This window comes from Streptomyces sp. CBMA29, assembly GCF_014596445.1.
Classification (GTDB): Bacteria; Actinomycetota; Actinomycetes; order Streptomycetales; family Streptomycetaceae; genus Actinacidiphila.
Window position 1 is genome coordinate 80,415 of the sequence record NZ_MECL01000220.1, and the last position, 13,349, is coordinate 93,763.

Sequence of the window (13,349 nt, forward strand, 5' to 3'; positions counted from 1 at the left end):
ACGACTACCACGGACGGTGCCCCCGATCAGCGAAGAGAGTTCTCTCGTATTCGCCGACCAGACTTCCCGGCACACCAGCGACCAATTTACACGTCTCATACGACTTCTTGACGCGGACGCGGTGGTTCGTCTCGCGGGGTGGGCGGGTACCGCGCCCGCGCCGGGTTCAGTCGAACCAGTCCGGATCGCCGGTCTCTATCAGGTGCTTGAGGACCGCCTTGTCGGTCAGGGCCTCCTTGAGCAGGGCGCCCAGGGCCTGGAGCGCTTCGGGGTCCGTGCCGTAGGCGACGAACATGCCCGCTTCGGGGTCGAAGGAGACGCGGTCGAGGAGTTCGGGCGCGCGGGAGCGGATGGCCGAGCGGGCGACGCCCGCCCAGCCGTATCCGTTGCCGTCCTGCGCGCACTCCTCGAAGACGTCCATGACGGGGACCATGTGCGTGTCGCTGAGCAGCAGGCAGTAGTTGCCGGGGTTGTGGTCGTACTCGAAGAATGTCAGCGGATCGAGAGGTGAGGTGGGTGAGGTGTTGGTCATGGGCTGACGCTATAGGGGGCCACTGACAGGCTCAGGCGGCCCGGGTCGTGGTGACTTTGCCCTTGCGGAGGGTGAGGGTGCGGTCGGAGCGGGCGGCGAGGGTCTGGCTGTGGGTGACGACGATGACGCACTTGTGCTGGAGGTGCGCCAGGTCGCGGAAGATGTCGATGATGCTGTCGGCGGTGTCCTCGTCGAGGTTCCCCGTGGGTTCGTCGGCGAAGAGGATGTCGACGTCGCAGGCGAGGGCCCGCGCGATGGCGACGCGCTGCTGCTGCCCGCCGGAGAGCCTGAGCACATTGCGGTGCGCGGCGTCGGGGTCGAGGCCGACGCCGGCCAGGATGTCCAGCGCGCGGGCCTTGCGCCGCCCGGTGGCGGGTCTGGCACCGGTGATCTCCATCGCGGTGACGACGTTCTGAAGGGCCGTCATGTACGGCAGCAGGTTGTACTGCTGGAAGACCGTGGCGGCGTGCTTGTTGCGGTAGCGGCCGAGGCCGATGGACGCGATGTCCCGTCCGTCGAAGCGGACGGTGCCCCCGGTGGGGCTGTCCAGGCCGCTGGCGAGGCTGAGGAGGGTCGTCTTGCCGCTGCCCGAGGGGCCGAGGATGGTGGAGAACGTGCCCCGCTCGAAGGACACGTCGATCTGCCGGAGCACGGTGGTTCTGCGCCGCTGGCCCTGGTAGGTGTGGCTGACGGCGGAGAGCTGGAGGACGGGGGGAGGGGGAGGAGCGGTGGGGGTGGCGGTGGGAGCGGTGGGGATGGCGTCGGGGGTGGCGTCGGGGGTGGCGTCGGCCGAGGCCGTCGCGTCCTGAGACGCGCGCGGAGTCCGTGAGGCGCCCGAATTCCGTTTCATATGAGGTCACTTGCCCTTCGTGAGGATCGTGCGCGGGGTGAGCCGGAGTACGGCGGCGCCGGGTATGGCGGTGGCGAGCAGGCCGATGCCGAGGCCGACGCCCGCGACGGTGGCGAGGTCGGACGGCGACAGCCGTACCGTGATCGAGTCGACGGGAACGGCGCCCTCGACCGGCTTGTCGTTCATGTCGATGCCTTCCTTGAGGCCGGTGGAGCCGGGGGGCGGCGGCTGCCAGGCGTCGATCTTCCGCTGGGCGGAGGCCGCTTCGCCGCTGAGCAGCGAGTCGCCCGCCTTCTGCGTCAGGCTCTGGGCGAACAGCGCGCTGAGCCCGACGGCGAGGGCGGCGGCCACGGTGATCTCCACGGCCTGCTGGGCGACGAGCTTCCACTTCTTCTCGCCCATCGCCAGCAGCACGCCGAACTCCTTGCGCCGCTGCCGGACCGCGAGGGTGGCGAGCAGGCCGAGGACGAGCGCCCCGGCGACCCCGATCAGCCACATCGCCGCCGTCGCGGAGGACGTGACGCTCCGCAGCGGGCCGGTCATCTGCCGCAGCGCCTTGTCGTTGAGGTCGAAGGCGAGGCCGTGCAGCGCGTCTCCTGCCGTCCGCTTCGCCTGCGCGCGGAAGGCGTCGTACGTCGCCGGGTCCTTCAACCGGAAGGTGGCGCCCTGGAGTTGCGGCGCTCCGCCGCCGCCGTCGGAGTTGAGCCTGCTCAGCGCGGCGGCCGGGACGATCAGCCGGTCGCCGGGCGCGATGCCGTACTCGCTGTCGACGGTGTCGGAGGGGTCGCGGTAGACGCCCTTCACGGTGAAGACGGCCTTGCGCTTGCCCTTCGGGTCGTTCTCGCCGAGCGTGAGCGTGTCGCCGGGCGCGAGGCCGTTCTTCTTCGCCAGCCGCTCCTCGACGAGGACGCTGTCGTGCGCGCGGTCGGCCGCCGTGATCGGCTGTCCCGACAGCAACTTCCAGGTGCCGTCGCTGAAGTGCGGCATCAGCGTCGAGTCCAGGACGCCGAAGGCGAGTGTCGAGTTGGCGGGGTAGTCCGGGCCGAGGGGTTTGCCGGTGGCGGTTCTCGCGCCGTTCAACAGCCGCGTGCCGTCGAAGGAGTTGTACGTGTACTTCTCCACCAGCGGGGACGCGCCGATCCGGTCCACGACGTCCGCGCCGATGGTCGGCGCCTGCCCGGTGAACGGCGCGTCCGGGTCCGCCCCGAGCGTGACCTCGGCGCCGAGCCGCTGCTTGGCGGCTTCCGTCGCTCGCGCGGTGCCGGACTTGATGAGGACGCCGCCGAGCACCATGGCGGAGACGACGAGGAAGGTGCCCAGGGTGATCAGGGTCTTCCCCTTGCGGGACCACAGGCTCAGGCCCGCGCGTTTGACGAAGTTCATGACAGTCGGCCTCTTGGGGGGTCGGTGGGCGGTGGGCGGTGGTGGGTGGTGGGCGGTCGTTGGTGGTTCGACCGGTGCGGATGGGCGTGGCGCTTGTCGTAGCGCGGCTATTCGGTGTCGGTGAGGATCGAGCGGGGGTGCAGGCGCAGGATTCCGACGCCGGGCAGGACCGTGGAGACGAGCGCGATGCCGAGGCCGATTCCGGCGACCTTGCCGAGGTCGCCCGCGCTCATGCGGATGTCGGGTGCGGCGAGGGTGTCGGCGGGCGCGGCGGGCGTGCCGCCTTTGTCGGACGCGGCGCCGCCGTACTGCTCGCGGGCCAGCAGCGTCTCGCCCGCCCGGTGCGCGAGGGACTGCCCGGCCAGCGCGGCCACCCCGAGCGCGGGCAGCAGCAGTACGGTCACCTCGACGGTGTGCTGGCCGATGAGTTTCCACTTCCGCTCGCCCAGCGCCAGCAGCATGCCCAGTTCGGCCCGCCGCTCCTTGACCGTCAGCAGGACGACCAGCCCGAGGATCGCCGCGCCGCACAGCGCGATCAGCCAGACCAGCGCCCCCGCGAACGCCGCGACCCGCCGCAGCGGCAGCACCTGGTCGCGGTACGCCTTGTCGTTGACGTCGAAGCGGAACCCCTTCGGGCCCAGCAACCGTACCGCCTCCGCGTGCAGCCGTTCCGCCCGGTCGGGCGAACCGATCGTGAAGACCGCCTCCGTCGGCTTCGCCCCGAGCCCGAGCGCGGTGACGGCGGCGACCGGCACGTACACCTGGTTCGCGCCCAGGTCGGCGGCGGACACCCATTGCGGCGGGTCCTGGCGCGTGTCCCGGTAGAGCCCCACGACCTCGAACGGCTCCCGCCGCCCGCCCGCGCCGCCCAGCTCGACGGTGTCGCCCACCGTGATCCCGTGCTTCGCGGCCAGCCGCCGTTCGAGGAGGATCACCTTGCGGCGGGCGTCCGCCACGGTGATGCCCCGGCCCGCGACGACACGGACCCGGCCGGTGGCGAAGTCGAGGAGCGTTTCCGACGCGCGGACGCCGTTCAGTGTGAGCCCGTCCGTGCCGCCGCCCACCGGCGTCCCGTCCGGCACCCCGTCCGGCACTACGGCCGCCAGGCCCGGCGGCGGGACCGTCACCGTGCGCAGCAGCTCGTTGTACCGCTCGACCAGCGGATACGTCCCCAGCCGCCTGACGACCGCCGAGGTCAGCCGGTCCCCGCGCACGGTGACGTCCACCCCCACCCGCCGCTGCGTCTCGGCCTCCCGCCGCTCCGTCGCCCCCCTGAGCAGGAACCCCCCGAGCAGCAGCGTGCAGATCACCCCGAACACGCCCAGCAACAGCGCGGCCTTCCCCGCCCTGGCCACCAGACTGAACGCTGCCCGCTTGACGAAATTCATGCGCCGAGCACACCACCCGCCCCCGCGCAGCGGCATAAACCCGGTTACGTTCGGATAAGCCCCCAGGTGAGAGCGCCGCCGCCGTACCCGGCTCGAGGCCGCCGGTGCCCCCGACCCGTTGGCACCCCGCCGGGAGTGCTCCCGCGCACCGCGTACGCCGGGTTCCCGCCGCCGACGTCCGGCGGGCGGTCGGCCCGGTCGCGTGTCGCCTCTGGCCCTGTGTCGCAGAGTGCCGCGCGCACGGCGTACGGCGGGGGCCCGCTGTCGACGTCCGGCAGGCGGTCGCCCGGTCTGGTCGCGTCCGGCAGGCGGCCACCGGCCGCACGTACCGCGTCACGGTCACGCTTACGGCGCTCGGGCTCCCGAGCCCGCGCAGGTCGCCGCAGGCGGTGTACCCCCGACGTCGGCGGTGCGTACCGCGTAGGGGGCCCGGCCCGCCGTTTCGTGCGGAGGACGCATATCTCCGTGTACGGCGGACGGCCGGCCGGTCTGGCGCGGTGGTGACCCGGCGGGTCGCGTCCGGCAGGCGGCCAACGGTCGCACGTATCGCGTCGCGCTTAGGGCGGTCGGGCTCCGGTGCCCGCGCCCCGCAGGTCGCCGTCGGCGGTGCGTACCGCGTAGGGGATCCGGCCCGCCGTTTCGTCCGGCCCGTCCGGAGGACGTTTATCTCCGCGTACGTCCCCCCGTGCTTCCCTGACCTCCATGAGAGTTCTGGTGGCCGAGGATCATCACGTGTTGGGCCGGACGATCGTGACCGGTCTGCGGCGGCAGTCGATGGCGGTGGATCTGGCGGTGTCGGGGGACGCGGCCGAGCGGATGTGCGGGGTCACGGAGTACGACGTGCTCGTGCTCGACCGGGATCTGCCGGTGCTGAGCGGGGACGAGGTGTGCCGGCGGGTGCGGGGGATGGCGGCGCCGCCCCGGATCTTGATGCTGACGGCGGCGGGCGGGGTCGAGGACAGGGTGTACGGGCTGGAGCGGCTCGGGGCGGACGACTATCTGGCCAAGCCGTTCGACTTCGCCGAACTGGTGGCGCGGATCAGGGCGTTGAGCCGCCGGGCGCCGAAGCCGCCGCCGGTCGTGGTGGCGTACGAGGGCATCACGGTGGACGCCGCCAGGCGCGAGGCCCGGATCGACGGGCGGGCGGTCGAGCTGACGCCGAAGGAGTTCGCGGTGCTGCACGCGCTGGTCGGCGCGGGCGGCGAGGCCGTGACGCAGGAGGAGTTGGTGCGGTCCGTCTGGGACGAGCACCTGGACCCGCGGACCAGCGCCGTGCGCGCCACCGTCAGCCGTCTGCGCGGCAAGCTCGGCGCGCCCGACGTGATCGTGGCGGACGCCGGTGAGGGGTACCGGCTGTGCCGCTGATCAGGCCCCCGCGCCCGCACTTGACGTTCCGCGCCCGGCTGGCCGCCGCCTTCGCCGGGCTCTTCCTCCTCTCGGGGACGGCGCTGCTGGCGTTCGTCGTGGTGCTGGCGCGTTACGGGACGACGCGGCAGGTGCAGGGCATCGAGGTCAGCCGCGACACCGGGGGACCGACGGACGCCGCGCCGTACGCCCCCACTGGCCGTACCGGACCCGTCGTGCCCCACGGTGACGCTGGAACCACTGGCACCACTGGCGGCTCCGGTGACACCGGCGGCTCCGGCGACGGCATCTCGATCCGGGCGCTGCACTGGACCGTGGGCGCCGTACAGGACGCGGCGCTGCACCAGATGATCCTGTGGTCGGCGATCGGCCTGGTGCTCGTGACGGTGCTGGCCGCCGCCACCGGCTGGTGGCTCGCGGGGCGGGCGCTGCGCCCGGTCGCGGCCGTGACGGACGCCGCCCGCCGGATCAGCGAGCAGAATCTGCACGAACGCCTGGCGTTGAGCGGTCCGGCCGACGAACTCCAGCGCCTGGCCGACACGTTCGACACGATGCTCGACCGGCTGGAGAAGTCCTTCGAGAGCCAGCGCCGCTTCGTCGCCAACGCCTCCCACGAACTGCGCACCCCGCTGGCCGTCCAGCGCACCAGCCTCGAAGTCGGCCTCGCCGACCCGCTCCCCGACGGCCTCGCCGACGTGCGCGACGACCTCCTCACCGTCAACCGGGACGCCGAGCGGCTGATCGACGCGCTGCTGCTGCTCGCCCGCGGCGACCGCGGCCTCGAACGTACCGAGCAGGTCGACCTCGTACCGCTGGCGCGTCAACTGACCGGCGAGCTGAGCCACTTGGCGCAGGAGAGGGACGTCCGGCTCACCCTGACCGCCGACCGGCCGCTGCGCGTCGAGGGCGACCCGGTCCTGCTGCGGCACCTCCTGCTCAACCTGATCCGCAACGCCGTCCAGTACAACCACCCCGGCGGCGCCGTCTCCCTCGTCCTCACCGCCGACACCCTCACGGTCACCAACACCGGCGACCCGGTGCCCGCCGACCGCGTGCCCGACCTCTTCGAGCCCTTCCGCCGTCTCGCCCCCGACCGCACCACCGCCTCAACCCCGTCCGGCCACGGACTCGGCCTCGCGATCGTCCGCTCCATCGCCACCGCCCACCACGCCACCCTCACCGCTCGCCCCACCCGCCCCGGCGGCCTGGCCGTCACCGTCACCTTCGCCCGCCCCGACCGTACGATCGCGGCGTGACGATCACCTACGAGTGGCGCGGCGACGTGGACAACGACGCGCTCAACTCCCTTCACGCCGACGGCTTCGGCGGCCCGCCCGACCGCACCGACTGGCGCGCCCGCCTCGAACGCCACAGCCTCGGCTGGGTCTGCGCCCACGACGACACCCGCCTCATCGGCTTCGTCAACGTCATCTGGGACGGCGGCGCCCACGCCTTCGTCCTGGACACCGTCGTCTCCCGCCCCCACCGCACGAAGGGCGTCGGCGCCCGCCTCGTCGCGACCGCCGCCCACCACGCCCGCGCCGCCCACTGCGAATGGCTCCACGTCGACTTCGAGCCCCACCTCCGCCCCTTCTACCTCGACACCTGCGGCTTCCGCCCCACCCCAGCGGGCCTGATCGCCCTGTGAATCGGGCCCAGTTGGGCTCAGCCGGGCCCGCGGGCCCTCAGGTTGTCGCTGTTGCGGGGTCGCTGGTGCTGGGGGTGCCGGTTTCTACGTGGGCGGCGAGGCGGCGGAGGTAGGCGGGGTCGGTGGTGGTGGTGACGGTGATGTCGTACCAGTGGTTGCCGGCGGGGACGCCCCAGGCGGGGACGGTGCGGGAGGCGCCGGCGGCGACGGTGTAGCTGTAGTGGGCGGTGGGGGCGTAGGCGTCGGTGGCGTTGAAGGTGACGGGGGCGCTGGAGGGGTTGCTGAAGACGAGGGTGACCTGGCCGGTGGCGGGGGTGTGGCGGGCGGTCACCTCGGGGCCGACGGAGCCCGCGGTGCCGGCCATGCGGCGCAGGAAGCCGTTGGGGCCGTAGACGGAGAAGTCGTAGCGGTCGGAGGCGGCGGGCATCAGCCAGGTGTCGACGAGGGACTTGCCCGCCTCGACGGTGTACGGCCAGGGGCCGTCGGAGCGGACCGCTGAGGTGACGAGGAAGGCGGCGCCCGCCGTGCCGAAGTTGCGGAAGGTGAACTGGAAGCGGCCGCCCGCGGGTTGGGTGTCGGCGGCCAGGTCGTACGGCAGCGGGCGGGCGTTGCGCAGGCCCGGTTCCTGGCGCGGGACGGCGCCGGTGGCGGGCGGGGTGGGGACGTAGTCGCCGGGGTTGTTGTGGTTCGGCGGTACGTAGCCGCCGGTGCCGGGGAGCGCGGGCGCGGCGGCGTTGCTGCGGGTGAAGTCGAAGGCGGCGGTGAGGTCGCCGCAGACCGCGCGGCGCCAGGGCGAGACGTTCGGGTTGCGCACGCCGAACCGCTTCTCGATGAACTGCACGATCGAGGTGTGGTCGAAGGTCTGCGAGCACACCCAGCCGCCCGTGCTCCAGGGCGAGAGCACCATCATCGGCACGCGCGGTCCGAGCCCGTACGGCCCGGCCGCGTAACCGGAGAGCCCGCCGGTGTAGAGGTCCTGGGTGACGTCGGCGGTGGACAGCCCGCGGGCGGCGGAGGCGGGCGGGAAGGGCGGCACGACGTGGTCGAAGAAGCCGTCGTTCTCGTCGTACGTGAGGAAGACGGCCGTACGGCTCCACACGTCGGGGTCGGCGGTGAGTGCGTCCAGCACCTGGGAGACGTACCAAGCACCGTAATTGGCGGGCCAGTTGGGGTGTTCGCAGAACGCCTCGGGGGCGGCGATCCAGGAGACCTGGGGGAGTTTGCCGCCCACGACGTCGGCCCTGAGCCGGTCGAAGTAGCCGTCGCCGTTGCGGGCCGAGGTGCCGGTGCGGGCCTTGTCGTACAGGGCGCTGCCGGACTGGGCGTTGCGGTACTGGTTGAAGTACAGCAGGGAGTTGTCGCCGTAGTTGCCGATGAAGGGGTCGCTCGTCCAGCCCCAGCCGCCGCCGGGGTTCAGGCCGGTGCCGGTGTCCTGGTAGACCTTCCAGGAGATGCCCGCCTGCTCCAGGATCTCGGGGAAGGTGGTCCAGCCGTACCCGGCTTCCTCGTTGCCCAGCACCGGGCCGCCGCCCTTGCCGTCGTTGCCTGAGTAACCCGTGTACATGTAGTACCGGTTGGGGTCGGTGGAACTGAGCATCGAGCAGTGGTAGGCGTCGCAGATGGTGAACGCGTCGGCGAGCGCGTAGTGGTACGGGATGTCCTGGCGGGTGAGGTGCGCCATCGTCGTGGTGGTCTTGGCCGGGATCCAGCGGTCGTAGGCGCCGCCGTTCCACGCCTGGTGGGTGCCGTACCAACTGTGGTCGAGGTCGCGGAGGAACTGGAGGCCGAGGTTGTCGATGTTCGGCCGGAAGGGGAGCGTCTCGTGTCCGGCGGAGTCGGCCTGGTGGAAGACGGACTTGCCGCTGGGGAGGGTGGCCGGGCGGGGGTCGCCGAAGCCGCGTACGCCGCGCAGGGTGCCGAAGTAGTGGTCGAAGGAGCGGTTCTCCTGCATCAGGACGACGATGTGCTCGACGTCCTGGAGGGTGCCGGTTCCCGCGGCGGCCGGGATCGAGGCGGCCTTGGCGATGCCGCCGGTGAGGACGGACGCGGCGGCGGTGGCTCCGGCGAGTTGCAGAAACCTTCGGCGGTCGACGTTGGGCACGGGGTTTCTCCTGACGGTCCGGTGGGGGCGGGCCCGCGTGCGCGGTGGTGTGTGCGGAGGGGGCATTTGCGGCATACGCGAACACGTGTGGCGTGCACATGATGGTGATCCGGGGCGGATGGTGTCAATGGGGCGCGGACGGACGCGTGTTCCGGCCTTCTTTCACCGGGAAGCCGTGACGCACAGGGTGATTGACATGTTCACGGCTCCTCGGGATCCTGTGGGAATGTGCTTCCGCTGATGTTGACTCCTGTGCGGAAGCGGTGGAGTCGGGCCGAGGACGGGACGCGACGATGATGCTTCTGCGAAGTCTCCACGGCACGGCCAGCAGGGCCAGTACGGCGGGTGCGCGCGCCGCCACCGCCACCCTCTTCGGCGCGCTCGCCGCCGTACTGGCCCTGCTGGCCGTGCTGGTGAGTCCCGCGCCCGCCCAGGCGTCCCAGACCGCCATCCACAACGCCGACCCGAGCGTGATCCGGGTCGGCGGCACGTACATCTCGGCCGAGACGTCGGGCGGCGGCATCGCCGTACGGAAGGCGTCGTCGCCAGACGCCCTCGGCGCGGCGGCTTCCCGCAAGGTCTGGTCGGACACCAAGGGCCGCGGTGAGGTGTGGGCCCCGGAGATCGTCGTGGACGGCGGCCGTTACTACATCTACTTCACGTCGGGCGCCGGCGCCGCGCACCGGATGTACGTCATCAGCTCGGCGACCGCCGACAGCGGCTACGGCGCCGAGACCCAACTCGCCCTGCCCAACGACAAATGGGCCATCGACGGGAATCTCTTCACCTTCAACGGGCAGCGCTGGTTCGTCTGGTCGGGCTGGTCGGGCGACACGAACGTCGAACAGAACCTGTACATCGTCCGGATGAGCAGCCCCACCGCGCCGACCGGCGCGCGCTACATCATCTCCCAGCCGCGCGAGAGCTGGGAGCGCGTCGTCGGCAACCCGTACATCAACGAGGCGCCCGCCGCCATCAAGGACCCCAACGGCCAGCTCCACATCGTCTATTCGGCCAACGGGAGCTGGAGCGACCAGTACTGCATGGCCGATCTGCGGCTGCGCTCCGGCGGTGACCCGACGTACGTCTGGGACTGGTACAAGTCCAACGGCTGCCTCTTCGGCGCCCACGCCGCCACCATGATGTCCGGCTGGGACCCCACCCTCCACGTTGACGGCCCCGGCTCCCACAGCTTCGTCCTCCTCAACGGCGACATCGGCACCAGCCCGCCCGCCGGCCCCCGCTTCCCCCTCGTGTTCACCGCCGTCCCCAAGGGCACCCCCTACTCCTGGTCCAACCGCTACTGGTTCACCGGCACCTTCTGCTGGTGGGGCAACACCACGTACTCCCGCGCCAACGTCCCCGGCCCCGCCTCCGACACCGGCTTCAGCCTGAAGTTCTTCGAATAACCCCCGCCGATCCCGCGACCCCGCCGGTCCCGCGGCCCCGGCGTGCGCCCCGCCGGGACCCGGTCCCCGGCCCCGCACCACGCTCCGACGGCACCCGTGACCGAGGGACACCTTCGAGATGGTGTCAACGGACGAACTCGTCCGCCCCGATGCCGGAGAGCCGGCTGGCTGGGGCGGACGAGTCCGTGGACCGGACGGCAAGCGCCGTGTCAGATCAGGCTGTTGTAGGTGTTCCAGCCGGATCCGATCGTCGTACGCGGCGCGAAGGTGCCGTCGCCGCGGCCCTCGTAGAGCCAGAGCGCGCCGGACGCGTCGCGGGCCACGAGGTCGGGCTTGCCGTCGCTGGTGAGGTCACCCGCGCCGGCCATCGCCGTGAAGATGTTCCAGCCGGGTCCGATCTTCGTGCGCGGTGCGAAGGTGCCGTCGCCGCGGCCCCGGTAGAGCCACAGCGCGCCGTCGGCGTCCCGCGCCAGGAAGTCGGCCCTGCCGTCACCGGTGATGTCGCCCACCGCGGTCAGCGAGTTGAAGATGTTCCAGCCGGGCCCGATCTTCGTGCGCGGTGCGAAGGTGCCGTCGCCGCGGCCCTCGTAGAGCCACAGCGCGCCGGACGCGTCGCGGGCGATCAGATCGGCCTTGCCGTCACCGGTCAGATCACCCGCACCGATCAGCGCGTTGTACGTGTTCCACCCCGCCCCGACCTTCACGCGAGCCGTGAACGGGTGGGCGTCCCCGCCGCCGCGGTAGTACCAGAGCACGCCGCTTGCGTCACGGGCGACCAGGTCACCCGACCCGTGCACGGTCAGGCGCGACAGCGCAGTGATCGCGGTGTATCCCTGCCAGCCGCCACCGACGGCCACCCGCGGCTGGTACGGCCCTGTGGCCTTCCCCGTACCGTCGTAACGCCACAGCGTCCCCTGCGCGTCGCGCGCGAGGAGGCGGCTGTTGACCGGGACGGCAGACGGGCTGTCGACGTCGAAGCCGACCGTGGCTTCCGGACTGGCGTCGCCCGCGTCGGACGCCTTGAAGCGGACGTCCGTCACGATCTTCCAGGCATCGACGTCCGCACCGGCCGCCAGGGCATAGGTCAGGGTGTGGTCACCGGCGGGCAGGTCGCACGACACGGCCTCGGCCGCGTTGTTGACCGGTCCCCCGGCGTGGGCGCAGGCGCCCTGCGGCCCGCCGCTCACCGACGCGACCTTGATGTCGACCGCGGCCTCGGTCCAGTCGGGCTGGCCTTCCGCCGGGCGGAACGCGATGGTGAGCCGACCAGGGCTCTCGGCGTGGACGGCTACCGTGTGTGTCGCCGTGGACGACGCCGCAAGGTCGGTGACCGTCAGGTCGATGGCGCTCTGGGTCTGTTCGATCAGGCCGCGCGAGTATGTGGGATCGGACGGGCCCTCCACCGGTCCCGGATACTCGCCGACCGCGAGGAACCGGCTGCCGTTGACTGGCGCGATGTCATGGAACGCGTAGGACGGATAGTCGGCATCGGTCACGGTCGCGCCGAGTTGCTTCGTCCAGGCGGTGCCGTCGTAGTGCCAGAAGACGGGGTCGGCGCGCACCGACGTATCGTCCTCGCCGACCGCCCACAATCCGCCGTGTCCGTCCGGCCGGATGGCCTCGACGAGGTACTCGGACAGATCCCCGGTGACGTCGTGCCATGCCGAACCGTCCCAGCGCTCGACGTGCGTGAGGGTTGGTCCGGCGCCCGGGGAATAGCCCCATCCGGCCATGTAGACGTTGTCCGGGGACACCGCGGCCACCGCTGCCATGGTGACGACCGCCGGCGCCGGCGGCTGGGGCATCAGCGTCCAGGTCGTCCCGTCCCAGTGGTACGCCACCGGGTGGCCGCCTTCCACGGGGAACTGCATTCCCGTCGCGTAGGCGTCGTTCGCGGACAGTGCGTCGATGCCGCGGATGTCCACGCCTGCCGGGAGCGCGAAGGTCTGCCAGGCACCGTCGCTGTAGGTGTAAAGGGCGTTTCCGCCCTTGAAGAGCCTGCCGGGGACGGCCTTGATCGGCACCTCGATCCAGGTCCGGTCGAAAGCACCGGCGGTCGGTACGACCTCCCAGCGCGTCCCGTCGAAGTGGGCCAGATACTGCGTCCCGGCGGAGAACGTCGGCTTGGAACCGTAGGCCCACACGTCGTCCGCCGATGCCGCGCTGACCGCCGACCACGAGTCGACCTGCGGCAGCGCGGGGTCCGTGACCGCCGACCACGCCTGCCCGTCCCAGCGCATGATAACGCCGTTGCCGTCGCGCCCCCTGCCGGACGCCCACGCATGGTCGGCATCCACCGACGTCACCGATTGCAGCGAATCCGCGGCGGTCGCGCCTGACAACGTCGCTTTCCAGCCCGGTGTCGATACGTGGTGCGTCGCGGGTCCTGTGTCTGCCGCCGCCGTCTGCTCCGAACTCACCAGCGCGGTGAGCAGGGCGAGCCCCACTGTGCTCGCCACGGCAAGCCGCCGGGCGTGTTTGAGCGTGCGCTTCCTTTTCATGACGCGTCCCCTCCCTCCGGCAACAGCCCCCGTGCACGGGGCTGTTGCGTTCTCCTCATGTCCTCCGCAGCGGGACCTGACGCGTTGCCCGCGGGCACGGCGCAGCCGTTCGCGGCGCGTTCGCGCGTCCCTGTCCGGAAGTCCCCTCCGTACGCGGCTCGTCCGGGTGCCC

The 13,349-nt window shown here is 71.8% G+C and carries 10 protein-coding genes; 4 read left to right on the forward strand and 6 right to left on the reverse strand.

What is annotated here, in order from left to right; translation table 11 throughout:
• Nucleotides 1-166: 166 nt before the first annotated feature.
• The 4 genes from BGM09_RS29685 to BGM09_RS29700 all read right to left on the reverse strand — a co-directional run bounded on the left by BGM09_RS29685 (nucleotide 167) and on the right by BGM09_RS29700 (nucleotide 4,153).
• Entirely contained in the window at nucleotides 167-532 is a 366-nt protein-coding gene (locus BGM09_RS29685) for an immunity 51 family protein (protein ID WP_188284801.1), read from the reverse strand.
• Between the two features lie 31 nt (nucleotides 533-563).
• Entirely contained in the window at nucleotides 564-1,382 is an 819-nt protein-coding gene (locus BGM09_RS29690; protein WP_188284802.1) for an ABC transporter ATP-binding protein, read from the reverse strand.
• A gap of 6 nt (nucleotides 1,383-1,388) precedes the next feature.
• Nucleotides 1,389-2,765, reverse strand: coding sequence for an ABC transporter permease (locus BGM09_RS29695; protein WP_188284803.1), 1,377 nt, complete (start codon nucleotides 2,763-2,765; stop codon nucleotides 1,389-1,391).
• Between the two features lie 107 nt (nucleotides 2,766-2,872).
• Nucleotides 2,873-4,153 (reverse strand): ABC transporter permease, encoded by a 1,281-nt coding sequence (locus BGM09_RS29700; RefSeq protein WP_188284804.1) that lies wholly within the window; start codon nucleotides 4,151-4,153, stop codon nucleotides 2,873-2,875.
• A gap of 702 nt (nucleotides 4,154-4,855) precedes the next feature.
• On the opposite strand from BGM09_RS29700, the gene BGM09_RS29705 reads away from it, so the two are divergent.
• From BGM09_RS29705 to BGM09_RS29715, 3 genes are read left to right on the forward strand one after another with little or no spacing between them, the layout of a single operon-like run.
• Nucleotides 4,856-5,518 (forward strand): response regulator transcription factor, encoded by a 663-nt coding sequence (locus BGM09_RS29705; RefSeq protein ID WP_188284805.1) that lies wholly within the window; start codon nucleotides 4,856-4,858, stop codon nucleotides 5,516-5,518.
• Nucleotides 5,509-6,774 (forward strand): sensor histidine kinase, encoded by a 1,266-nt coding sequence (locus BGM09_RS29710; protein WP_188284806.1) that lies wholly within the window; start codon nucleotides 5,509-5,511, stop codon nucleotides 6,772-6,774. Before BGM09_RS29705 ends, BGM09_RS29710 begins: the two co-directional genes overlap by 10 nt.
• A complete protein-coding gene (locus BGM09_RS29715; RefSeq protein WP_188284807.1) occupies nucleotides 6,771-7,166 on the forward strand; it encodes a GNAT family N-acetyltransferase in 396 nt (131 codons plus the stop codon). Before BGM09_RS29710 ends, BGM09_RS29715 begins: the two co-directional genes overlap by 4 nt.
• A gap of 37 nt (nucleotides 7,167-7,203) precedes the next feature.
• On the opposite strand, the gene BGM09_RS29720 is transcribed toward BGM09_RS29715, so the two are convergent.
• Nucleotides 7,204-9,267 (reverse strand): phosphocholine-specific phospholipase C, encoded by a 2,064-nt coding sequence (locus BGM09_RS29720; protein ID WP_188284808.1) that lies wholly within the window; start codon nucleotides 9,265-9,267, stop codon nucleotides 7,204-7,206.
• 296 nt (nucleotides 9,268-9,563) lie between these two features.
• On the opposite strand from BGM09_RS29720, the gene BGM09_RS29725 reads away from it, so the two are divergent.
• Nucleotides 9,564-10,676: a glycoside hydrolase family 43 protein gene (locus BGM09_RS29725; protein WP_411158382.1), complete on the forward strand. Its 1,113-nt coding sequence runs from the start codon at nucleotides 9,564-9,566 to the stop codon at nucleotides 10,674-10,676.
• A 209-nt stretch (nucleotides 10,677-10,885) separates the two neighbouring features.
• Here the strand turns inward: BGM09_RS29725 and BGM09_RS29730 are convergent, their stop codons facing one another.
• Nucleotides 10,886-13,177, reverse strand: a complete 2,292-nt coding sequence (locus tag BGM09_RS29730) for an FG-GAP repeat domain-containing protein (RefSeq protein ID WP_188284810.1) — start codon at nucleotides 13,175-13,177, stop codon at nucleotides 10,886-10,888.
• Nucleotides 13,178-13,349: the final 172 nt, after the last annotated feature.

Coding starts and splice junctions, on each gene's coding strand:
- BGM09_RS29695 (WP_188284803.1), bottom strand. CDS start 2,765: ATGAACTTCGTCAAACGCGCGGGCCTGAGCCTGTGGTCCCGCAAGGGG.
- BGM09_RS29705 (WP_188284805.1), top strand. CDS start 4,856: ATGAGAGTTCTGGTGGCCGAGGATCATCACGTGTTGGGCCGGACGATC.
- BGM09_RS29725 (WP_411158382.1), top strand. CDS start 9,564: ATGCTTCTGCGAAGTCTCCACGGCACGGCCAGCAGGGCCAGTACGGCG.
- BGM09_RS29700 (WP_188284804.1), bottom strand. CDS start 4,153: ATGAATTTCGTCAAGCGGGCAGCGTTCAGTCTGGTGGCCAGGGCGGGG.
- BGM09_RS29685 (WP_188284801.1), bottom strand. CDS start 532: ATGACCAACACCTCACCCACCTCACCTCTCGATCCGCTGACATTCTTC.
- BGM09_RS29730 (WP_188284810.1), bottom strand. CDS start 13,177: ATGAAAAGGAAGCGCACGCTCAAACACGCCCGGCGGCTTGCCGTGGCG.
- BGM09_RS29690 (WP_188284802.1), bottom strand. CDS start 1,382: ATGAAACGGAATTCGGGCGCCTCACGGACTCCGCGCGCGTCTCAGGAC.